The sequence below is a fragment of the Nostoc sp. genome, from assembly GCF_036917515.1.
Classification (GTDB): Bacteria; Cyanobacteriota; Cyanobacteriia; order Cyanobacteriales; family Nostocaceae; genus Nostoc.
Genome location: NZ_JBALDE010000195.1, coordinates 1 through 23334, shown reverse-complemented (window position 1 = coordinate 23334; position 23334 = coordinate 1). Strand labels below are relative to the sequence as shown.

Below are 23334 nucleotides of genomic sequence, written 5' to 3'. Positions count from 1 at the left end.
TTAGATAGACCACACCCATAGGAGCGCAATATCTGGTGAGAAAGAATGTAGAGATGTAGCACAGCTACGTCTCTACAAGGGTTTTGGATAATATATATTTAATTTATTGAGATGTTGAGTAAATCGTAGTCAAGTAAAAGCCATTCCAAAAAACATCTTTCTAATAAAAACGTCGTTGCCCATGAATAATATCACCACTAACGATCTAACTTTTTGACCAGAAATAGCCGTCTTATTTATCACTTATAGTTTTAATATAACTATTGCTGTGGTTGCGATCGCAAGTCTTGTAATAGCCCCTGCAAAAACTTACCCCATTCTGCTGCCAAAGGGATTTCTGTAAACGGAACCCGCACTGAGTTAGTAGATTCGGAAAATATAAATTCTAATTCTATAGAACGACCTTTTTCAGGTGGATTGTTTACATCTACTGATTTTTCATCTACTAATACCTGGATTTGTTTGATATCAAGCAAGGAGAATGTTTCTAGTTTAATCGGCCCTTGAGGCGTGGGTTTTCCCCAAGTTATATTGTTATCTTTTTGACCCAATACAGCAGAAATATCATACTTAGCCCGTTCAAATTGTTCTGCCCAGAGGCGATAGGCTTCGACTTTTTGATACTCCTTCGAGCCTTGCCAAGCTAACCAGAAAAACATTACTAACAGGGGCAACCACAAAAGACCACGTTCCATCGTTAAAAAAATCCTGATTCCTGAATAAAACTTGTAACTAAAAGTGCAAAATCTACCAACAAGGGATGCAGATAAGTTATGGTAGTGAGCAAACTGGCAAAAAGCGGTGATGAGTTAATATGAGAAAACTTATATTATTGTGCTTGTTTGTCATTGGGCTGGGAACTGCCATATTTAGTTTCCTGAATTTTCAGGGATTGGCAGCTAAAGGAGAGTTTGAGACGATTTTGCTTGATTTTCGGGAAGATATTCCATCACTTGTGGTGGAACAGAATCTGCAAGCGATCGCCAAACAATACAACGTTACACCCCAATTAGACAACAAGTTTTCCAAAAAAGATAATGTGTATATTATCAAGGGCGATCGCCAACGGCTCCAAGAACTAAAAAAATCTCAGTTTGCCCAAGCGACAGAATTCATTGAACCAAACTATATCTACAACAAGATTCCACAACCAGGTAAAACCGCTTGGCTAGGTGAATTTTTAACACCCCAAGAAGATGAAGAAGCAAGTCCTTCATTAACTGGCCCCAATGACCAATATTATAGCAAGCAGTGGAACTTGCACAAAATCGGTATTGAAGGCGCATGGAGTCAAACCAAAGGCAGTGGCATTACAGTCGCAGTTATTGACACTGGAATTACCAAGGTTCGCGACTTGTATGAGACAAAATTCGTCAAAGGCTATGATTTTGTTAACGACAGAGAAGAAGCCACAGACGATAATGGTCACGGTACCCATGTTGCCGGAACTATTGCTCAAGCCACAAATAACAAATATGGCGTCGCTGGAATTGCCTACGAAGCCAATCTAATGCCCCTGAAGGTACTCAGTTCTTATGGCGGTGGTACCGTTGCTGATATTGCCGAAGCGATTAAATTTGCTGCTGATAAAGGCGCAGATGTGATTAATATGAGCTTGGGTGGTGGCGGTGAAAGCAAGTTGATGAAAGATGCGATCGAGTATGCCCATAGAAAAGGTGTTGTTATTATTGCCGCAGCCGGAAATGAAAACACCAATGGAGCAAGCTATCCAGCCCGCTATCCCTATGTAATCGGCGTTTCGGCAATTGGCCCAGATGGCGAAAGAGCGCCCTATTCTAATTTTGGTGCAGGGGTAGATATCTCTGCTCCTGGTGGTAGTGAAGCTGGTAAGATTCTCCAAGAAACCATTGACGAAAAAGGCGAAGGCGTATTTCTGGGCTTCCAGGGTACAAGCATGGCTTCTCCCCACGTTGCTGGTGTTGCGGCATTAATTAAAGCTGCTGGCATCAAAGAACCAGATGAAGTTTTAAAAGTCCTCAAGCAGTCGGCACGAGTTATCCAGGATGATGGTTTGAACTATTATGGCGCTGGACAACTTAATGCACAAGCAGCAGTCAAACTAGCCTTTAGCGGCCAAATCAGTTTCCCAGATTTCTTTCGGTGGTTACGGGATAGCGGCTATCTTAACCCCGGCTTTTGGATTGATGGTGGTGCGATCGCACTGTTACCTAAGGTTTTAATGGTAGTTGGTTCCTATCTGCTGGCTTGGTTTTTACGCGTTTATTTCCCCTTCACTTGGAGTTGGTCTTTATCCAGTGGACTTATTGCTGGCAGTTCTGGATTATTCTTTCTCAAGGGAATCTATATTTTTGATCTTCCGCAATGGCCTTTTCGGCTTTTGGGCAGTTCAATTCCCGAATTAGGCAATACTCTCCAGGGAACTGATGCATTAAATCCCCTATTTGCCAGTGTACTGATTCCCATTATGTTGATGGCATTGCTGCTGGGACATCCTAGTTGGAAATGGTTTGCCATTGGTTCAACTTTAGGTGTAGCAGCGTGCTTAACTACAAGTGCGTTTTTCGAGCCGACAGTTTGGGGATTGGGAAGTGGTAACTTAGCACGTCTCTTCCTCATTGCTAATGCCTTAGTCTGTTATGGACTTGTTAGTTTAGCATTGAAAAACGAAGAGAAAATTGCGTAAACGGGGAGTGGGGAGTGGGAAAGAATTCTTAATAACTCCTTACTCCTAACTCCTAACAGACGCGATTAATCGCATCTCTACTCCTAACTTCTAACTTCACCACTCAGCACTCAGAACTGTTATGAGCATTACACTTACAGGTACAGTCGAACGTCGTGATATTGGTACAGGCGCATGGGCGTTAGTTACAGAAGAGGGCGTTACTTACGAAATCCTCAGAGGGGCTGACAAAGACTTACTCAAAGCCGGACAAAAAGCAAAAGTTAAAGGACAGGTGCGTGAAGATATCATGACAACTGCCATGATTGGCCCCGCCTTAGAGGTCAAATCTTTTGAGGTAATTAGTTCTGATTAGTTGTGGAATTCAGAATTTCGGCGTTGCATAAATGCGGAATGATTCAGGTAAATACAGGTATTTCTCTATACTTTAGGTAGTGAAGTAACAATCGAATCGAGTATTTAAGCATATCTAGAGATTTGGAATAGCATAATGTTTTTCGATCTAGTCGTGCCAGATAATGTCTAAGCCTTGTATTTTCACCTTCTACTCTGGTGATATATATCTTGCTGATCATATGGTCTGCTGGTGGAATAAAACTGACATAAACTTTCCATCCATCTGTGACGTAGAAATAACATTGCCAACAGCAAACTTTCCGACCACAAAGGTTGAAATGTTTCGGCACTATGAGATTTCCTAAAACCCAAGCTAGAATACCTTCTCTTCGAGAGGCTTCGCCAACACAAAAGTGATTTACAGCTGTCGACAACCAAATTTTGTTTTTTTGAACTGGTAAAAGTTTCCAGTTCATTTAACTCGCCAACCGTTGGTATCTCGGGTGTTAATGGTGTATCTGGAAGTTGCTCACTGATTTGTTTTAGCCAGTAAATTACAGTTGTATGATCAACACCTTTGTCATGCTCAATGGCTCGCAGCCCCATACCATTAACGTCGGCTTTTAGGCATGCTTGTTTTACCTGATTTGAGTAGCCTCTTGGTGGACTATAAACATCAATAAATTGACGACCACACTTAACATATATCTGATTGTATTTACCTCGCCGCTTTCCGTTTTTTCTGATCTACGTAGATTTAAAGTGTAGACACTGCTCAGTATAACACCTTAATTCATCCCTTTATTATGCAACGCCTATTTAGTTAGCAGTCTCTATCAACTGTTTACACTCGCACCCATAAAAATTAGTTTGATTCACTTTTTATTGCCTGCTTTCTATTGTGATACGCATTAGCTAAAAGTACTCTAAATAAGTACGGGGTGCAAAAAATACAAAAAATTTTTCAAGAATCAAGATTAAGGATAAGGTAATGGCAACCGAACAGTTAACTAGAGACAGCGACAATCTCGATTTAAATCAGCTGTTAAGAACGCTGAATGCTGTTAAACAGGGTGACTTCTCGGCTCGGATGCCCATAGACCATACTGGTGTAGCAGGAAAAATCGCTGATACGCTCAATGGTATAATCGATCAAAATCAGCGGATGGCGGCAGAACTACAACGGATTGGTAACGTTGTTGGCAAAGAAGGCAAAATTGCCGATCGCGCCTTTCTTGGAGATGTTCGTGGTTCCTGGTCAGATTGTGTTACTTCTGTCAATACTTTAATTACAGATTTAGTTCAACCAACAGCTGAAACTACGCGAGTAATTCGGTCTGTCGCCAATGGTGACTTATCGCAAACGATTCCTACAGAAATTGATGGCAGACCTCTGCAAGGTGAGTTTCTCCAAACTGCTAATATTGTCAACACGATGGTAGATCGTCTTGGTTCTTTTGCATCGGAAGTAACGCGGGTTGCGCGTGAGGTGGGAACTGAAGGTAAATTGGGTGTCCAAGCCGAAGTCCAGGGTGTTGCTGGCACTTGGAAGGATTTGACTGATAACGTTAACTTGATGGCGGGTAATCTCACCGGACAAGTTCGCAACATTGCGGAAGTTGCGACTGCGATCGCTAACGGTGACTTATCGAAAAAAATCACTGTCGATGTCAAAGGCGAAATTCTCGAACTCAAAAATACCGTCAATACGATGGTGGATCAACTCAATTCTTTTGCATCGGAAGTAACGCGAGTTGCCCGTGAAGTGGGAACTGAAGGGAAGTTAGGCGTACAAGCAGAAGTTAAAGGTGTTGCCGGAACTTGGAAGGATTTAACTGATAACGTTAACTTAATGGCAGGAAATTTGACTGCCCAAGTCCGTAACATTGCGGAAGTAACAACGGCGGTAGCGAATGGCGACCTTTCTAAGAAAATCACTGTTGATGTCAAAGGCGAGATTTTAGAGTTGAAAAACACCGTTAACATCATGGTGGATCAACTGAATTCTTTTGCATCGGAAGTAACAAGAGTTGCGCGTGAGGTGGGTGCAGAAGGTAAATTAGGCGGTCAAGCAGAAGTACGTGGGGTAGCAGGTACGTGGAAAGACCTGACCGATAGTGTAAACTTCATGGCTGGAAGCTTGACGGCACAGGTGCGGAATATTGCCGAAGTGACAACGGCGGTGGCAAATGGTGACTTATCTAAAAAAATCACCGTCGATGTCAAAGGCGAAATTCTGGAGTTGAAAAACACCATCAACACAATGGTGGATCAACTGAATTCCTTTGCATCGGAAGTCACAAGAGTGGCGCGTGAGGTGGGAACTGAAGGTAAGTTGGGCGTACAAGCAGAAGTCCGGGGAGTAGCGGGTACTTGGAAAGATTTAACTGATAACGTTAACTTAATGGCGGGTAATCTCACCGGACAGGTGCGAAATATTGCCGAAGTTGCGACTGCGATCGCCAATGGCGATTTATCTAAAAAAATTACCGTCGATGTTAAAGGTGAAATTCTCGAACTTAAAAATACCATCAATATCATGGTGGATCAACTCAGTTCTTTTGCCAGTGAAGTTACAAGGGTTGCGCGGGAAGTGGGCAGTGAAGGTAAACTGGGCGTGCAAGCCGATGTCAAGGGTGTAGCTGGCACTTGGAAAGATTTAACTGACAGTGTAAACTTCATGGCGGGAAGTTTAACAGCACAGGTGCGAAATATTGCGGAAGTGACTACGGCGGTGGCAACAGGCGATTTATCTAAGAAAATCACTGTCGATGTCAGAGGTGAAATTTTAGAACTCAAAAATACCATCAACACAATGGTGGATCAACTCAATTCCTTTGCATCAGAAGTCACAAGGGTTGCCCGTGAGGTGGGAAGTGAAGGTAAACTGGGCGTGCAAGCAGAAGTGCGGGGCGTAGCTGGCACTTGGAAAGACTTGACAGACAGCGTGAACTTCATGGCGGGAAGTTTAACGGCACAGGTGCGGAATATTGCGGAAGTGACTACGGCAGTTGCAACAGGCGACTTATCCAAGAAAATCACCGTCGATGTCAAAGGTGAAATTTTGGAGTTGAAAAATACTATTAATACGATGGTGGATCAACTCAGTTCCTTTGCATCGGAAGTGACGCGAGTCGCGCGTGAGGTGGGAACTGAAGGTAAATTGGGCGTACAAGCGGAAGTCAAAGACGTTGCTGGTACTTGGAAAGATTTAACTGACAGTGTAAACTTCATGGCGGGAAGCTTGACGGCGCAAGTGCGGAACATAGCGGAAGTGACAACTGCGATCGCTAATGGTGATTTATCTAAGAAAATTACTGTTGCTGTCAAAGGCGAAATTCTGGAACTGAAAAATACCATCAATATCATGGTGGATCAACTTAATTCCTTCGCAAGTGAAGTAACACGGGTTGCGCGTGAGGTGGGAAGTGAGGGTAAATTAGGCGTACAAGCAGATGTGCGGGGTGTGGCTGGCACTTGGAAAGATTTAACCGACAGTGTCAACTTCATGGCGGGAAGCTTAACGGCACAGGTGCGAAACATTGCCGCCGTCACCACCGCCGTAGCTAATGGCGACTTATCTAAGAAAATCTCCGTTGATGTCAAAGGGGAAATTTTGGAGTTGAAAAACACCGTCAATACGATGGTGGATCAACTCAATTCCTTTGTAAGTGAAGTAACGCGGGTGGCGCGTGAGGTGGGAACTGAAGGTAAGCTGGGCGTACAAGCAGAAGTTAAAGGTGTAGCCGGAACTTGGAAGGATTTAACCGACAGCGTAAATTTCATGGCGGGAAGTTTGACGGCACAGGTGCGAAACATTGCTGACGTTACCACAGCCGTCGCAAACGGCGACTTATCCAAGAAAATCACCGTCGATGTCAAAGGTGAAATTCAGGAACTTAAAAATACCATTAATACAATGGTGGATCAGCTTAATTCCTTTGCAAGTGAAGTTACCAGGGTTGCGCGTGAGGTGGGAACGGAAGGTAAATTGGGCGTACAAGCTTACGTTAGAGGAGTAGCAGGCACTTGGAAAGATTTAACAGATAACGTTAACTCGATGGCGGGGAACCTCACCGGACAAGTTCGCAACATCGCGGAAGTTACCAAGGCGGTAGCGAATGGCGACTTATCTAAGAAAATTACCGTCGATGCCAAAGGCGAAATTTTGGACTTGAAGAACACCACCAACACGATGGTGGATCAACTTAGTTCCTTTGCATCAGAAGTAACGCGGGTGGCGCGGGAAGTGGGAACTGAAGGAAAGTTGGGCGGACAAGCACAAGTCCAAGGTGTGGCAGGGACTTGGAAAGATTTAACAGATAACGTTAACTCAATGGCGGGGAACTTAACGGCCCAAGTACGCGGTATCGCCAGAGTTGTCACCGCCGTTGCTAACGGTGACTTGAAACGGAAACTGATGTTAGATGCCAAGGGAGAAATTGAAACTTTGGCAGAGACAATCAACGAGATGATTGATACTCTAGCAACATTTGCCAATCAAGTAACCACAGTAGCGCGGGAAGTGGGAATTGAAGGGAAGTTAGGCGGACAAGCGAGAGTACCTGGGGCGGCTGGAACTTGGAAAGATTTGACCGATAATGTAAACGAACTTGCTGCGACACTGACAACTCAGTTGCGAGCGATCGCCGAAGTTGCTACAGCTGTCACTAAAGGCGATTTAACTCGTTCAATTGCCGTCGAAGCACTAGGAGAAGTAGCGATACTCAAAGACAACATCAATCAGATGATTGCCAACCTGCGAGAAACAACGCAGAAAAACACCGAACAAGACTGGTTGAAAACAAACTTAGCCAAGTTTACCCGAATGCTCCAAGGTCAGCGAGACTTGGAAACCGTATCTAAACTGATTCTCTCAGAACTCGCACCTCTGGTAGGAGCGCAACACGGTGTATTCTTCTTGATGGACTTTGTTGAACATACACCGTGTTTGAAACTAATCAGTAGCTACGCTTACCGCGAACGCAGACATTTAGCTAACCGCTTCCATTTGGGTGAAGGTTTGGTGGGACAATGCGCTTTAGAAAAAGAGCGAATTCTGTTGACGGAAGTGCCCAGCGATTATGTGAGAATTTCCTCTGGGTTAGGAGAAGCCACACCACTTAATGCTGTGGTGTTACCTGTACTCTTTGAAGGACAGGTGACAGCAGTGATAGAATTAGCATCCTTCCGCCGCTTTAGCGAAATTCATCTGACATTCTTCGACCAGCTTACCGAAAGTATCGCGATCGTTCTCAACACGATCGCCGCCTCGATGCGAACTGAAGAATTACTCAAGCAATCGCAATCTTTGGCTGAAGAACTCCAAACCCAGCAAAGCGAACTCCGGGAAACCAATAAGCGCTTAGAACAACAAGCCCAATCACTCAAAACTTCTGAAGATTTACTCAAAGGACAGCAAGAGGAACTGCAACAAACCAACGCCGAATTAGAAGAAAAGGCAGAACTGTTGGCGATACAGAAGAAAGAAGTTGAGCACAAAAATCAAGAAATTGAACAAGCGAGACTGTCTTTAGAAGATAAAGCCGAACAACTGGCCCTCTCCTCAAAATACAAATCAGAATTTCTCGCCAATATGTCCCATGAACTGCGGACACCGCTAAACAGCTTGTTAATTTTGGCGAAATTATTAACAGATAATATCGATCGCAACCTCACCGCCAAGCAAGTCGAATACAGCCAGACAATTTACTCAGCCGGTACTGACTTGTTAGCCTTAATTAATGACATTCTGGATCTCGCTAAAATTGAATCTGGAACCATGTCCATTGACATGACCCAAATGCCATTGACAGACTTGGGCGAGCAGATTGAGCGCACCTTCCGACAAATCGCTCATAGTAAAGGACTTGCTTTCGCAATTGAATTTACTCCGGAATTGCCGAACAGCATCTATACAGATGTCAAACGCATACAACAGGTGTTGAAAAATCTCCTCTCCAACGCTTTTAAATTTACAGAGCAAGGGGAGGTGCGCTTACGGATTGCGGTGGCCAAGCTAGGGTGGAGCAACGACAACGAAACTTTAAATCGTGCCCCGCTTGTGATTGCTTTCTCAGTTAGCGATACAGGCATTGGCATTGTCGCCGAAAAACAGAAAGTGATTTTTGAAGCATTCCAGCAAGCCGATGGCTCTACCAGTCGGAAATACGGCGGTACCGGATTGGGTTTATCAATTAGCCGCGAAATCGCCCGTCTCTTCGGCGGTGAAATAAAACTAATCAGTCAACCTGGTGAAGGTAGCACCTTTACATTCTACCTACCACAAGTGAGTGCTGAGTCACGAGTGCTGAGTGCTGAGTCAACATCAACACAATCTAGCACTCCCTACTCCCGACTGAGTACAGACGCGATTAATCGCGTCTCTGTGCACTCTCCACTCAGCACTCAGCACGGGCTAAACGCCCCGCTACCGCTAACAACACTCATAAATGATGATCGCAGTACTATTGAAAGAGGCGATCGCGTGTTACTAATTGTCGAAGATGACATTAATTTTGTGCGTATCCTGCTAGATATGGCGCAACAGCAGGGATTCAAGGTGATCGCTGCCCAAACTGGTAGTACAGGTTTGATGCTAGCGCAGCAATTCCTACCTTCAGCCATTTTGCTAGATATCCGGTTGCCAGAAATGGATGGTTGGACGGTATTGGATCGTCTCAAACATGACCCAAATACCCGTCACATTCCCGTACATATCATGACTGTTGAAGAAGGGAAACAGCGCGGTTTAAAATTAGGTGCGATCGCATATCTGCAAAAGCCTTTAACCAGCGAAACAATATCTGAGGCGTTGACCAAAATTAAAGGTTTTGTTGAGCGCCAGGTGAAAAATTTATTGGTAGTCGAAGATGATGATACTCAACGGCTGAGTATTGTTGAGTTAATTGGTAACAGCGATGTTGTGACCACTGCTGTGGCTGACGGTGCAGCAGCTCTAGAAGCTATTCGCACCCAGCATTTTGATTGTATGGTTCTTGATTTAGGGCTACCCGACATGAGTGGATTTGAACTGATTGAGCAGATAAAGCTTCTACCTCACGGTAAAACTTTACCAATTATTGTCTACACAGGTAGAGAAATTAGCAAAGCTCAAGAAACAGAACTCAGACGAATTGCCGAGACAATTATCATTAAAGATGTGCGATCGCCCGAACGTCTTCTCGATGAAACAGCATTATTTTTACACCGAGTCCAAGCAAATTTACCTGCACCCAAACGCCAAATACTTGAACAGCTGCATTCACAAGACTACTTGCTCACTGGCAAAAAAGCGCTAATTGTAGACGATGATATGCGGAATATCTTCGCTCTAACTAGTATGCTGGAGCGTTATCAAATAGAGGTTATATATGCTGAAAATGGCAGAGAGGGAATTACCCTGTTAGAAAATACACCAGATGTTGATGTCGTTTTGATGGACGTAATGATGCCAGAAATGGATGGTTACGAAACAACACGTACAATCCGCCAAAACAATCGATTTAAGTCTTTGCCGATTATTGCACTGACTGCTAAAGCCATGCTAGGCGATCGCGAGAAGTGTATTGAAGCCGGCGCATCAGACTACATCACTAAACCTGTAGATACCGAACAATTGCTGTCGCTGTTACGTGTTTGGCTATATCGTTAACCGGATCTAAACTCCAGATATAGCAACAGCCTTGGTGGTTAGGACATTCACAGATGATAAAACTTAGATACAACAAGACTTTTTACCCAGTCCCCAGTCACCAGTCTCTTGCTATATAAAGCAGAGTGATTAACCTTTTGCGTGTTCCTCAAAGTAAGACGATTAGCCTTTAAAAAGATAGTACCGAAAGATGATGAACAAACTTCCAAGGAGTTACTACGATCCTGAGTTTGGACAGATAAGAAACGAATCCAACCACTGGACTCTAGAACAATGTGCTATTTTGGGCGATCGCTGTGTACCGATTTGCGTGGATTTTGAACAGGGGCTGATAGGGGAACTCTCATCGCTCCAGCGTGAAGCTATTCGGCAAGCTCTAACCTTGCCAAGCGATGTGTTAAGCATCAGTGCGCCTCTGGTGCTGCAAAATTATGATGTATATCGTGAGATGATAGGGGATGAAGAAATGCCGCAGATGGCTAATCCCATTCAGGTTTGGGATGAGGTGACTTTCTCATATATCTATGTGCCGCCCCACATTGAGTATGATCTGCATATTGCTACCTTTAAGTTGATAGCTGAGTGTTCCTGGGAGGCAGAACATGGCTTAGAAGTACGCTTTCGCAATGGAGTCGCAGATGATGCAGATCAGATAGGTGAAATAGGATAATAAATACGTAAGGATTCAGAAGTCAGATTTAATTTATAGAGATGTTTAATGACGCGATCGCCTTTACCAATTCTTCTGGATTTACAGGCTTAGAAATATGCTGTTGAAATCCCACAGCGATCGCTAGTTGACGATCCATCTCACTAGCATAAGCAGTCAAAGCGATCGCCGGAATTGTCCCTCCTTGCTCTGGTTTCAAACTCCTCACTTGTCGCATCAGCATATAGCCATCCATTTCTGGCATCCCGATATCGCTGACGATCAAATTTGGCTGGGATTGAGTCAATACTGTTAAAGCTTCAATGGCTGAGGCGACAACGGTAACAGTTGCACCATACTGCTCCAGCATGAAGGGCAAAAATTCCTGCATATCTGCATCATCATCCACCACCAGAATCTCTAAGCCAGACAAGGGCGAAGACTGAGCCGCCCCAAGTGAGGAGTTATCTTTTGCATCTTTGATTTTTTTGCTTTCATCTTGTAAGTATGGAAGTCTCACAGTGAAAGTTGCTCCTTGTCCTTCGCCGAGACTTTCTGCTTGCACAGTCCCCCCGTGAAGTTCTACCAGATGGCGAACGATCGCTAATCCTAAACCTAAGCCGCCAAATTTTCGAGTTGTCGCCCCATCTGCTTGACGGAAATAATCAAAGACATAAGGTAAAAACTCAGGTGCAATTCCCTTTCCTGTATCAGTTACACAGATTTGTATCTGTGAGCCAACTTGCCCTAATTTAATTTTTATCTGTCCGCCGATGGGAGTAAACTTAATCGCATTAGAAAGAATATTCCAAATGACTTGTTGTAATCGATTGGCATCGCCTAAAACTTCCCCAACACCAGATTCGAGAATTGTCTGAATCTGGATAGACTTAGCCTCCGCCGAGAAACGCACTGTTTCGATCGCAGCTTCAATCACTGACACCAAATTAATCCGGTCGAAGTTGAGGTGAAGTTTACCCTGAAGGATGCGGGAAACATCGAGTAAATCTTCAATTAATTGAGTTTGCAACTTGACATTGCGCTCAATGGTTTCTAGGGCGCGATCGCTTGTTGCTTGGTCAAGCTTGCGGCTTTGCATCAGTTTTATCCAACCCAGAATCGGGTTGAGTGGTGTTCTCAATTCATGAGATAGCACAGCTAAAAATTCATCTTTGATCCGATTTGCTGATTCAGCAGCGCTTCGTGCTGTTCGTTCGGCTTCATAGAGATGAGCGCGAGCGATCGCTTGAGCGCATTGTTGAGCAATGGCTAAGATAAACGCTCGATCTTCTCCACTAAGTTGTTGGAGTTTGGCAAATCCCAAAGTTATACCGCCAACTGCCCAACCTTCCACCATCAATGGAATAGAAATCCAGGCTTCAAAGTTGTATTTGGCGTAAGTTTCAGCCAAATGTGGGTAACGATTTACCCGATTTTGTATTGGTTCAGCCCAAATAGGTTGTCCAGTCCGTACAGCTTCTGCTAGGGGAGAGGGTGAATCGATGGTAAAATTACGCCAACTGTCTATCAAGTCTTGGTTATAGCCAACCGCACGGACAATTTCCAGTTCCGTTTTCGCTTCATTTAACAAAGCAACAAGGGCACAGCTAGCTCCCAAGCCAGCCATACTCTGCTCTACAATCACTTCAGATACTTGGGCTGGTGTCAGTAATTCTGAAAGGGCAGCCGTGATCGATTGCAGACGGGCAATGCGCTCTAACGCTCTTTCTGCTGTTCTTTGTGCTTGCTGCGCTTCTTGGTAAAGGCGGGCATTATCGATCGCGATCGCTGCTCGATGGGCAATATCCTCCGCTAATGACAAGTCAGCCGTGCCGTAACGACGTTCTGATTCCGCAGTAAAAAAGGAAATTGCACCAAAAATTCTTTCACGTGCCATCAAGGGCAAGATTATACAGGATTTTAAACTAAGTTCACGCACAATTCTTAGATGTTCTGCGTCTGCGATACCTTCTACTAAAGCTGCATCTGGAATTTCAGTTACCATTTCAGCAATTCCTGTACGCAGTACTTTCGGCACACCTTCAGGCTCATCCAACTTTGTCGGATAATGCTGATGAAGTTCCCAACCAAGTTTCACTTTCTCTGGATCTCGGTGAGCAACTGCTACTCGATTAATTGATTGGTTGTTTTGCAGCAAATCAACGCTGCACCAATCGGCAAAGTCAGGCACAACCAAGTTTGCCACGCTTGCTAGCGTGTTTTCGTAATCAAGGGAAGAAGCGAGGGTTGCACTGACTTGAGCCAAAAACCCAGCTCGTTGTCGCTCGACTTCTGCTTCTTGTCGGGTGGTTTGTTGAATCAGTTGGATACGTGCTGAACTTTGCCAGGGTTCTGAGATATCCTGCTGACCCAAAACAAAGGATTGAATTTGTCCAGTTGTTTCTAATTGCTGCAAACACTGTTCTAGATCGAATTGTAAACCAAAAGCACTCTGATACCTCTGTTCTGGAACCTTCGACAACAATTTCACGATCATGTCACAAAGCATTTGCGGGATATCAGGGTTCAGCTTGATTGGAGATAGCGGAGATTTTTCCAGATGACAATGCACCCACTCTAAAGAATCTTTGGCTTGAAATGGTAGCTGACCTGTGAGTATCTCATAAAAAGTGACTCCCAAAGAATACAAATCGCTGCGATAGTCAATTCCTCGATTCATTCGCCCAGTTTGCTCAGGTGACAGATAAGGTATGCCTTCTATGGAACTAGAACTACTAACTATTTGCTCCTGGTATGGAATAAAAGCAGCAATTCCAAAATCAGCAATTTTAACCTGATTAGTTTCAAGGTTAACTAAGATATTTTGCGGGTTAATATCCTTGTGGACAATACCATCGCTGTGGATTTGGGCAAGTTTGCTAGTGATTTCAATCGCAATCTTTAGAAACGGTACAGGCTGTTGAAATTGGTCTAGAAACTGGTCGAGCGATCGCCCCTGAAAATCCTCCATAATTAAATAAGGGATTCCCTGATCCATCTCTAAGGCGTAGACAATGAGGGCGGCGGCAGTATTTAACCTTTGAGCGATCGCATACTCATGTTTGAATTGTTCGATATTATTGGGCGTACACTGTTCTGGACGTAGCCCTTTGATAATTACCGGACACCGATCTTTAACTCTAATTCCCCGGTATATGACTGCTTTTACCCCTGCTTTTAACAAAGTGATAATTTTAAATCCGGGTAATGCAATCGTCATGCGAAATACTCCAGCCGTGCTTCTTCAGGGATAATCCGAGCTTAATTGTATTTTAAATACATTTCTTTGGGCAGATGAAATTTAGATAATATCAGGTTCGGATAATCATTTCTGCTGACTCAAAAACCAAAAGTAAGCTAAAATTCAAGCAGAGTAAGCTTTTCCCGCTCAAAAACTCCCCATGTTTGATAACCTGCAAACCCAAATTTACCAACTAGAACAATTTGCCAACAGCCTTGTTTCTAACCAACTGACACACCTAAGTGTGGTGAGTATTGGTATTATCTTTGCAGCTGGTTTGCTCACCAGTCTTACACCCTGTATGCTTTCCATGCTGCCAATTACCATTGGTTACATCGGCGGTTATGAAGCCAAAAGCCGCCTCCAAGCAGCTGCCCAATCAACTTGGTTTGCTTTAGGTTTAGCAACTACACTAGCAGGGCTAGGAATATTAGCAGGTTTTGTCGGAAAAGTCTACGGTCAAGTGGGAATTGGTTTGCCGATTATCGTCAGCATTATTGCCATTCTCATGGGGCTGAACTTATTAGAAGCATTGCCTCTGCAATTTCCATCCTTGGGTGAAACGAATTGGATTTCGCCGGATTTGCCAGCAGGGTTACGTTCCTATTTGCTGGGACTGACTTTCGGCTTAGTAGCATCCCCTTGTAGCACGCCTGTTTTAGCCAGCTTACTGGGTTGGATTGCTAATACACAAGACTTAATTTTAGGTGCTGTTTTGTTACTTTCTTATACAGCAGGTTATGTAGCGCCATTGATTTTGGCAGGTACTTTTACAGCTTCAATTAAAAAATTACTGGAATTGCGTCGCTGGTCTGGTTGGATTAACCCAGTTAGTGGGGCGCTGTTGGTAGGATTCGGTGTATTTTCCTTGATTTCTCGGATTCCCCTCGGCAGTTTTTAATATCAATACATTTGTTAGTTTTTAGACATAATGACTTTAGAAGATTCGGCGTCCAAAGAATTAAAATGGTGGGCGATACCTGGGCAGTTCTTACGCCAAGAGCTTTTGCCTGTACTGACTAACTTACGACTAGCGATCGCACTACTGCTATTGATTGCAATCTTTAGTTCCACTGGTACTGTAATCGAACAAGGTCAATCACCCGCATTTTACCAAGCCAATTATCCAGAACATCCAGCTTTATTTGGTTTCTTAACTTGGAAGGTAATTCAAGTAGTTGGATTAGACCACGTATATCGTACCTGGTGGTTTCTAGCATTACTCATCTTATTTGGCACTAGCTTAACTGCTTGTTCATTTACCCGTCAGTTACCAGCCTTAAAAGCTGCCCAGCGCTGGAAATATTACGAAGAACCCCGACAATTTCAAAAGTTAGCTTTGAGTACAGAACTAGATACTGGTTCCCTAAATTCTCTGAGCGAAATATTACAGAAACACCGCTATAAAATTTTTCCAGATCGAGAAAAAGCAAATCTCCTTTACGCCCGCAAGGGAATAGTCGGACGCATCGGCCCAATTATCGTTCATATTGGTATCGTTGCGATTTTGCTAGGAGGAATTTGGGGGGCGATGACTGGGTTTCTCGCTCAGGAAATGGTTGCTAGTGGCGATACATTTCAAGTGAGAAATATTGTCGATGCTGGCCCTTTAGCAGCCGCCCAAGTCCCGAAAGATTGGTCTGTGCGCGTCAATCGTTTTTGGATTGACTACACACCATCTGGCGGCATCGATCAATTTTATTCGGATATGTCTGTCTTGGATAATCAGGGAAAGGAAGTTGACCACAAGAAGATTTTTGTCAACGAGCCTCTGCGCTATCATGGCGTAACTTTCTATCAAACTGATTGGGGAATTGCAGGTGTTCGCGTCCAATTTAACAACAGTCCGATTTTTCAGCTACCAATGGCGCAATTGAACACCAACGGTAACGGGCGCATTTGGGGAACCTGGGTTCCAACTAAACCAGATTTGAGTGAGGGTGTCTCCCTGTTAGCGAAAGACTTACAAGGGATGGTATTAATTTATGATGCCACTGGCAAACTTGTTGATACAGTCCGCGCGGGAATGTTCACTGAAGTTAATGGCGTGAAGCTGAAAATTCTGGATGTCATTGGTAGCACTGGCTTACAAATTAAAGCCGATCCAGGCATACCAATTGTTTATACAGGGTTTGGCTTGCTGATGCTGGGTGTGGTAATGAGTTACTTTTCCCACTCGCAAATATGGGCATTGCAAAAAGGCGATCGCTTGTATGTGGGTGGCAAAACTAATCGCGCCCAAGTTGCTTTTGAACAAGAAGTTTTAGAGATTTTAGATCGGTTGAGTTCACAGCCAAAAGGTGAGGAAAAACAGACGGCGATTGAAGTTTAGACGTATAAAAACGCAAAGAAAATTGCAGAGGAACGCAGAGGATTACTTTGCGTACCTTTGCGTTTCCCAATTATTTACAATCAATTACGCCCATACAGCTACAAATTACGAAATTAGATTAATTTGAAAAAAGAATACGACAGATATCTACGGATATACCTTTGTTCTGTCTGGCTTTCTTAATTTTGAATTTTGTTAGCGCAGCGTTAGCGAGTCCACGAGCGTCATTTTGAATTGGTCTTACGAGAGGTATTTATTAAACATTGAAACAAAAAATTTCTCTGTCTGCCAAGCTTCCATCTCAAGGACGGGTTTGCCTTCTACCTTTAATCGCTATCTTGTTAAGTATTGCTTCTTGCGCAGCCGAGCAGAAAAATCTAAAGCGTGTTTCCCTTATTGGTACTGGGGCAAGTTTTCCCGCACCTTTGTACGAGCGTTGGCTTTCAGATTACAACCAGCGAAATCCCAATATAGAAATTAACTATCAAGCCATAGGAAGCAGTGCTGGAGTGCAACAGCTCATCGATGGTACTGTGGATTTTGCAGCTAGTGATGTCGGAATTACAAGGGAACAAGTAGCCAAGATAAAACGGGGAGTTATCGCTTTGCCAATAACTGCTGGTTCGATTGTCCTAGCTTATAATCTCAAACCAGCTGCACAACAGTCGTCTCAAGTGAATGTGCCAACTGCTCTCAGGCTACCACGCCAAGTTTACGTAGATATCTTTCTCGGAAAAATTACGAATTGGAATCATCCTACAATAGCCGCAGCTAATCCGGGAGTAAGTTTGCCCGATTTACCAATTCAGGTTGTACACCGAACAGATGGTAGTGGAACTACAAGCGTGTTAACGCAACACCTAAGCGCTATAAGTCCAGAATGGAAAAGTAAAATTGGGGCTGGTAAATCTGTAGCATGGCGAGTGGGAATTGGTGGAAAGGGTAACGAAGGTATTACCGCCTTGATTCAACAGATACCAGGAGCTATTGGCTATGTAGAATACATTTACGCCAAACAAAATAAACTTTCTGTGGCTGCTTTAGAAAATAAATCTGGTAATTATATTACACCGACACCAAAATCAGTAGCACAAACTCTAGAAGCAGTGAAATTACCAGATGATAACTTGATTGCTTTTATCACCGATCCTACAGATGCTCAGTCTTATCCTATCGTCACTTACAGCTGGCTTTTAACTTATCACCAATATCCCAACCGAGTCAAAGCTCAAGCGCTGAAAAATTTTGTGAATTGGGCTGTGATTGACGGGCAAAAATCCAGTTTGGAACTTGGATATATTCCTTTGTCTAAAAAAGTTGTGCTGCAAGTGCAATCTGCTATCAAGAAAATTGCTGAATGAAGCTGATTAATGCCATCTGCATCCATCAATGATAATGTTACTTTTGGTGACGCACTTCAATCACAGTATGTACATTCCCGCGAGGTGTAAAATCTGCTTTCACCATGACTTCCAAAGGGTCACAAGCCGCGACAAAATCATCTAAAATTTGATTGGCAGATTCTTCATGGGAAATATAGCGATCGCGGTAACTATTAATATAAAGTTTAAGCGCCTTCAATTCCACTACTCGTTCATCGGGCACATAGCTAACATAAATTGTCGCAAAGTCAGGATAACCGGAAAACGGACATTTACAAGTAAATTCCGGCAAAGTAATGTTAATGTCATATCGCCTGCCCACACGCGGATTGGGAAAGGTAATTAATTTACCTTCTGCAATGTCGCGTTCGCCATACTTCATTTCTTGGCTAGTTTGGGATGCACTTTCAGATAATTTATCAGTTGTCATTTGTCAGTTGTTAGTTTTTAGTTGTAATTTGTAACTTGTCATTTACTCCCCCTGTCCCTCTGCCTCTTAATACTCTTCCTTCTCCCAGTCTGGACAATTCTCATCTTCATAACCGTGGGGATGCATAGCACAAACTAATAAATTACCACCATAAACTTGACCGTGATAGTGACTACAACCGATACAAGCAGGATTTTTTTCAGATGTAGGTTCAACTGAATAAGGAAAACCCGGATCTACATCTGCTACAATGTCTTCCAATTCCCAGTAGGCTTCTAACATCGGTTCAGCCAAATCATGTAGATACTGATCGACTTCAGTAATAATATTATTGTGTACTTGCTCGCTGACTTCTTCCGTTAGCTCCAAAAATGCGTCTACCACTTCACCCATTCCCAGGAAGAAGCGCTCTACCTCATCAGCCACTGCTTCGACGATTTCTACTAAATCTTTTTGCCACTGTTCCATAAACTTGACACCTTTGCAGGCTATAAACAGGACGCTTTATGTTATCTGGCTTGAAGCACTAAAATACACACTAAGCAATGTATCTTATCAAGTTTTATCCAAAGTGTCATGTCAAAATGCCACTTATTAATGATATTTTGCTCAAACAATACTTTTTATCGGTCGCGTTGCAATCGTTTTAACTCGTCTTGCAGATTTAGCACTTCTTGGCGCAATTTATCTACATTCTGATCATTTGACGCCTCTTTCACCGTTGGTTCTTCATCTTCCTCTAAAATTTCAATGCGCCGAGGTTGAGAAGGAGGCGTTTTTTCAGAGGCTACATTAGATGGTTGGGCTTGTTGGGCTTGCTTCATCATATCTTCAACGAAGCGGCGGGCTTCTTCTGTATTCATTTCGCCCTTGGCTACCATTTCATCTGCCAGTTTTTGGACTTGCGATCGCACTTCGGCTAATTTTCCCCCTGCTTTCTCACCCGCGTAAGAAGCTAATCCAACTCCGAGGTAAAAAGCTTTTTGAACAATATCTCCAAAACCAGGCATTGTTGCTAACCGCTCCTAAAAATAGGGCGACCCGGAGACTAAGCCTACCACAAGCCTCCCGTGTTGCTGCTACCTTCCGGTTCTGACAAGATTTGGGTGTTGCGATCGCATAGATCCAGGTCTTATATAAGCATAACATTAAAATTCACTAAGTGTGTGTTATTCCATTACAATTCGCCATTCATAAAGCTGATAGTTGACGCAGCCGTGTTTCACCAAGGGGTCATCAGCCACAATCACTTCTGCTTCCTGCTTTGAGGCTGCCTCAAACAGCAACATCCCGCCTCTTTGCTCTGCCCAATAGCCTGTTCGCGCTTTGTGTCCTTTAGCAATCAAATCCTGAATGTAGGCTTTGTGGGCAGGTACATATTGGTCAAAGGTAGGTTTATCGACTTTGCCTTCTTCAATTTTTACAAACCACGGCATTAGCTTCTTAACTCCAGTTACAACAGACAGTCTGCTTTATTTATGACTATTTTTGAGTAGCATTTGAGTAGCAATCTACACGAACTACAGCGATTTACTAATTAATAAAGATAGAGATATGAGCCGTTTTTTTGTTGCCCTCCTACCACCGCAAGATATTCAAGACTACGCCAACGAGATTAAGCAGTACTTTGCCGATCGCTATGCTAGTAGTGGGGCGCTAAAGTCTCCGCCTCATATTACCCTGCAACCGCCCTTTGAATGGGCAGATGCTAACTTGCCACTGTTAGAAGCATCCTTGAAGGAGTTTGCCAGTGGACAACAGCCAGTGGCAATTACACTTAAAGGCTTTGCTGCCTTTGCGCCTCGTGTAATATACATTAATGTTGTCATAACTCAAGAGCTTTTAACTTTGCAAGCTGATTTAATCGCTCATACGGAAAGCAACTTGGAAATTGTTGATCGGGTTTCTAAAACCCGCCCTTTTGCACCCCATTTAACGGTTGCATTTCGGGATTTAACAAAGCAGAACTTTAAAGCTGCTTGGCCAGAATTTGAAAATCGTCAGTTGCATTTTGAGTTTACTGCTGACAAATTAACTTTGCTGCTTCACGACGGGAAGCGCTGGAATATTAAACGAGAGTTTGGTTTTTTCTCTGGTAGTAATTGAGGGATGTTTTTGTGATGGATGCTGGCGATGTTCGATGTTATATCTAATTTTGTTTTGGATTAATTGGTGATTTATATATTCTCTAGTCATCGGTGCTATAGAGAAAAGATTAGCATTATTATCTACCAAAGAGCGCTCTTGCAAAGATTCTAAAGCATCTAGTAATTGTGGTGTTGATATAGTAGGTGACATTTGCGATCGCAGTTCTGAAAGTGAAACAGGCTGATAATTACCTGCGAACCACTCAATAATCATATTTTCTGTATTTGACACGCGTTTAAAATGCTCTTTTAAAAGCTGGTTAATCTCTCCAAAAACTAATGTTTTTTGGGTTAAAAAGTCCGAAATATTACCATCAAATAATTTATCAATTTTGTGAAAAGCTATATTTAATGCCAATGGATTACCGGCATAGCTTTCAACGAGTTGATGCAAATCACTAGTTGAACCCCAAAAAGCACCTTTAGTTTTAAAGATTTCTTCTACTTCTGTGATTTGTAAGCCTTTTAGTTGCAATGCCCTAACAGGTAAGTTTTCTCCTAGCAGTCGTCTAATTACTCTTGGCGTTTCCTGACTTGTAAGCACTAAGCAACTTTGATGAAGTGTTTGTGCCACTCGTCTGATAAGTTCGCTATAATCTTCATAACCTTGATGATAGTATCCAATATCATATTTACTTAAAGCATTTTGTAAAATTATCTCTAGATTATCTAATACCAATAAACAACGAGAATTTTTTCAATGATGAATAAACTGGTAGAAATATGAATGTAGAGACGTAACAGTGTTACGTTTTACGAGGGTTCTGGATAACGCAGATTTAATTTCACCCAATATATATTGTGACTGACGATGCATCTAAAAGAGCTAAATAACTAGATGCCCAAGGTTATTTTATCTACGTTTCTCCTGTTGAATAATTACGCAAGAAAGTACTTGATGCTCTCTACGATCAATATAGCAGTGGAAGTAAAAATCCATCTTGTTTCTTAGTTAATGGCACTACTAAGAAAATCACAGTTGATTTCCAAGATATTTATACTTTACTTCCTCCTCAATTGCGGCAGCCAGCAAGGGAAAAACCACTCGTTTTCTTACCTAAAAATGAAAATGAGTTTTTATACGTTGTCAACGCCAGAGAGTCAGTTAGCTAGTACTTCACCAGATTAATTTTGATGAATTTGCAGTGGGTACAGTAGGGGCGCGCAGATGTGCGCCCTGAACACGTAGTATCATTAATAGTTGAGAATAAGCGATCGCGGCTCTTTCTTTTTCACTCTCTGTAGTTGCATACGCCGAACGTCTCAAAGAGTTGCAGCTTGTCGTCACACATCGCTTAACTTTTGGAACACCTTGCAAACAAGAAATGTTAGATTTATATATTTCTACTTACCTAATTTTTGTAAAACAAGATACATTAAATGGTAGTTTAATCGCAAAGGAACCAAAAAGCATGGCTGTTAGTAGTCCTGAAGTCATCCGTCATATATTGATCGGATTGGGATATTTAGCTCCTGAGATCGATCCTAAGCCGGATCTCACTAAATTTGCTCCCTGGAAGCGGAATAACAACTCTTTGACAGACGATCCTACTGAAGAAGCGATTAAAAAGTTTCAGAAACAGTACTCACAAAAACTTACGATTAATGGTAACGCTGATGCAGAGACTCGAACTGTAATGGCAGATACAGTCAAAGGGCTTCAGAATAGATTGAAGTTTCATGGTTTTGCAACCAATGCTGAAATTCCTCCAGACAAACCTTTTTATGGCCCAGCCACTTATACAGCAGTCAAGAAATTTCAGAAATCTCAGGGTTTAACTGAAAATGGTATTGCTACTTTTGAACAGCGTCAAATTTTACAGCAATCTAGTCTAACAGATAAGCCCCAGCCACAAGTCAAGCTGAGAGATTTATGTTTCCAATTCCAAAAGAATCCTCAAAATCCTTCTTACATCGCAGCATTAAATAATTTACAACAAAATTTACCCAAGGATGTTTTACACAAAGTTACTAACAAATGGAGGGGAACAAACGATCAAAATCCAGAGATTGTCAAGCTGACTAATCTGTTTACTTATTATGATGACAATAATGCAAATCATCGTGATGCACTAAATCACTTACAAAGTCAGCTTACCCCAGCCATCTCTCAAGCATTTTTAAATCTTTGGAATAAGAAGTAACAAATGAGACTTATATAAACCTAATCTGCTTTTCCACATCTGATACCAATTCAAAAAATGTTTACGACAGATAAGCCCACCCGTGTTGACGTGCACCCCTTAGTAAAAGCAGCAGGATTGGTGAGATGTATTATCTATGTGTTGCATTCTTTTTTCAAATTGGTATGACATACAAGAATTAAAAACCAGGTTTCCGATCTCTACTGAGTAGGAAACCTAGTTTTTTAACAATTCTGAATTCTGAGTTCTGAGTTCTGAATTCTAAGAGGATGTTTTAAAAGTCCAAGAAAGTAAAAACTCATGCGAGTCGTCGAAGCATAATACGTATCATCGCAATATAAATAAAAGTCTCGG

General features: G+C 42.7%; 17 protein-coding genes and 1 other RNA gene. 9 read left to right on the top strand and 9 right to left on the bottom strand.

Annotated elements, in window-relative coordinates:
* Positions 1-260: 260 nt before the first annotated feature.
* Entirely contained in the window at positions 261-695 is a 435-nt protein-coding gene (locus tag V7K89_RS26090; RefSeq protein WP_335192345.1) for a hypothetical protein, read from the bottom strand.
* A 119-nt stretch (positions 696-814) separates the two neighbouring features.
* Here V7K89_RS26090 and V7K89_RS26085 point away from each other — a divergent pair, with 119 nt between their 5' ends.
* Positions 815-2665, top strand: a complete 1851-nt coding sequence (locus V7K89_RS26085; protein ID WP_335192343.1) for a S8 family peptidase — start codon at positions 815-817, stop codon at positions 2663-2665.
* Between the two features lie 121 nt (positions 2666-2786).
* Positions 2787-3020 carry a hypothetical protein gene (locus V7K89_RS26080; RefSeq protein WP_289796246.1) on the top strand — a complete coding sequence of 78 codons (234 nt, stop codon included), beginning with the start codon at positions 2787-2789 and terminating at the stop codon, positions 3018-3020.
* Positions 3021-3063: 43 nt separating this feature from the next.
* On the opposite strand, the gene V7K89_RS36085 is transcribed toward V7K89_RS26080, so the two are convergent.
* Positions 3064-3477 carry an IS1 family transposase gene (locus V7K89_RS36085; RefSeq protein WP_442941764.1) on the bottom strand — a complete coding sequence of 138 codons (414 nt, stop codon included), beginning with the start codon at positions 3475-3477 and terminating at the stop codon, positions 3064-3066.
* 515 nt (positions 3478-3992) lie between these two features.
* Here V7K89_RS36085 and V7K89_RS26070 point away from each other — a divergent pair.
* Together V7K89_RS26070 and V7K89_RS26065 are read left to right on the top strand one after the other, a co-directional pair.
* Positions 3993-10655, top strand: a complete 6663-nt coding sequence (locus V7K89_RS26070) for a HAMP domain-containing protein (RefSeq protein WP_335192341.1) — start codon at positions 3993-3995, stop codon at positions 10653-10655.
* Between the two features lie 190 nt (positions 10656-10845).
* Entirely contained in the window at positions 10846-11325 is a 480-nt protein-coding gene (locus tag V7K89_RS26065; RefSeq protein WP_335192339.1) for a DUF6985 domain-containing protein, read from the top strand.
* A gap of 28 nt (positions 11326-11353) precedes the next feature.
* On the opposite strand, the gene V7K89_RS26060 is transcribed toward V7K89_RS26065, so the two are convergent.
* Positions 11354-14524: a protein kinase domain-containing protein gene (locus V7K89_RS26060; protein ID WP_335192337.1), complete on the bottom strand. Its 3171-nt coding sequence runs from the start codon at positions 14522-14524 to the stop codon at positions 11354-11356.
* A 181-nt stretch (positions 14525-14705) separates the two neighbouring features.
* Between V7K89_RS26060 and V7K89_RS26055 the strand changes: the two genes are divergently transcribed.
* The 3 genes from V7K89_RS26055 (at position 14706) to pstS (ending at position 18238) form a co-directional block, all read left to right on the top strand.
* Positions 14706-15446, top strand: coding sequence for a cytochrome c biogenesis protein CcdA (locus V7K89_RS26055; RefSeq protein WP_292782130.1), 741 nt, complete (start codon positions 14706-14708; stop codon positions 15444-15446).
* Positions 15447-15476: 30 nt separating this feature from the next.
* Positions 15477-16877, top strand: coding sequence for a cytochrome c biogenesis protein (locus V7K89_RS26050; RefSeq protein ID WP_335192335.1), 1401 nt, complete (start codon positions 15477-15479; stop codon positions 16875-16877).
* Between the two features lie 263 nt (positions 16878-17140).
* Entirely contained in the window at positions 17141-18238 is a 1098-nt protein-coding gene (gene pstS / locus V7K89_RS26045) for a phosphate ABC transporter substrate-binding protein PstS (RefSeq protein ID WP_335192333.1), read from the top strand.
* A 37-nt stretch (positions 18239-18275) separates the two neighbouring features.
* Here the strand turns inward: pstS and queF are convergent, their stop codons facing one another.
* From queF to V7K89_RS26020, 5 genes are all read right to left on the bottom strand, one after another.
* Positions 18276-18689, bottom strand: coding sequence for a preQ(1) synthase (gene queF / locus V7K89_RS26040; protein WP_335192330.1), 414 nt, complete (start codon positions 18687-18689; stop codon positions 18276-18278).
* A 66-nt stretch (positions 18690-18755) separates the two neighbouring features.
* Complete coding sequence (locus V7K89_RS26035) at positions 18756-19157, bottom strand: hypothetical protein (RefSeq protein ID WP_335192327.1); 402 nt, start codon at positions 19155-19157, stop codon at positions 18756-18758.
* A gap of 155 nt (positions 19158-19312) precedes the next feature.
* The gene (locus tag V7K89_RS26030; protein WP_335192324.1) at positions 19313-19699 is read right to left on the bottom strand and encodes a phasin family protein; all 387 of its coding nucleotides are present in this window, start codon (positions 19697-19699) and stop codon (positions 19313-19315) included.
* 25 nt (positions 19700-19724) lie between these two features.
* An RNA gene (gene ffs / locus V7K89_RS26025) (signal recognition particle sRNA small type) lies at positions 19725-19821 on the bottom strand.
* Between the two features lie 37 nt (positions 19822-19858).
* The gene (locus V7K89_RS26020) at positions 19859-20125 is read right to left on the bottom strand and encodes a YciI family protein (protein ID WP_334845999.1); all 267 of its coding nucleotides are present in this window, start codon (positions 20123-20125) and stop codon (positions 19859-19861) included.
* Positions 20126-20243: 118 nt separating this feature from the next.
* Between V7K89_RS26020 and V7K89_RS26015 the strand changes: the two genes are divergently transcribed.
* Positions 20244-20795 carry a 2'-5' RNA ligase family protein gene (locus V7K89_RS26015; protein WP_335192320.1) on the top strand — a complete coding sequence of 184 codons (552 nt, stop codon included), beginning with the start codon at positions 20244-20246 and terminating at the stop codon, positions 20793-20795.
* Here the strand turns inward: V7K89_RS26015 and V7K89_RS26010 are convergent.
* Positions 20721-21515, bottom strand: coding sequence for a hypothetical protein (locus tag V7K89_RS26010; RefSeq protein WP_335192318.1), 795 nt, complete (start codon positions 21513-21515; stop codon positions 20721-20723). The genes V7K89_RS26015 and V7K89_RS26010 overlap by 75 nt on opposite strands.
* Positions 21516-22248: 733 nt before the next feature.
* Between V7K89_RS26010 and V7K89_RS26005 the strand changes: the two genes are divergently transcribed.
* The gene (locus V7K89_RS26005) at positions 22249-22980 is read left to right on the top strand and encodes a peptidoglycan-binding domain-containing protein (RefSeq protein WP_335192316.1); all 732 of its coding nucleotides are present in this window, start codon (positions 22249-22251) and stop codon (positions 22978-22980) included.
* The last annotated feature ends 354 nt before the right edge of the window (positions 22981-23334 follow it).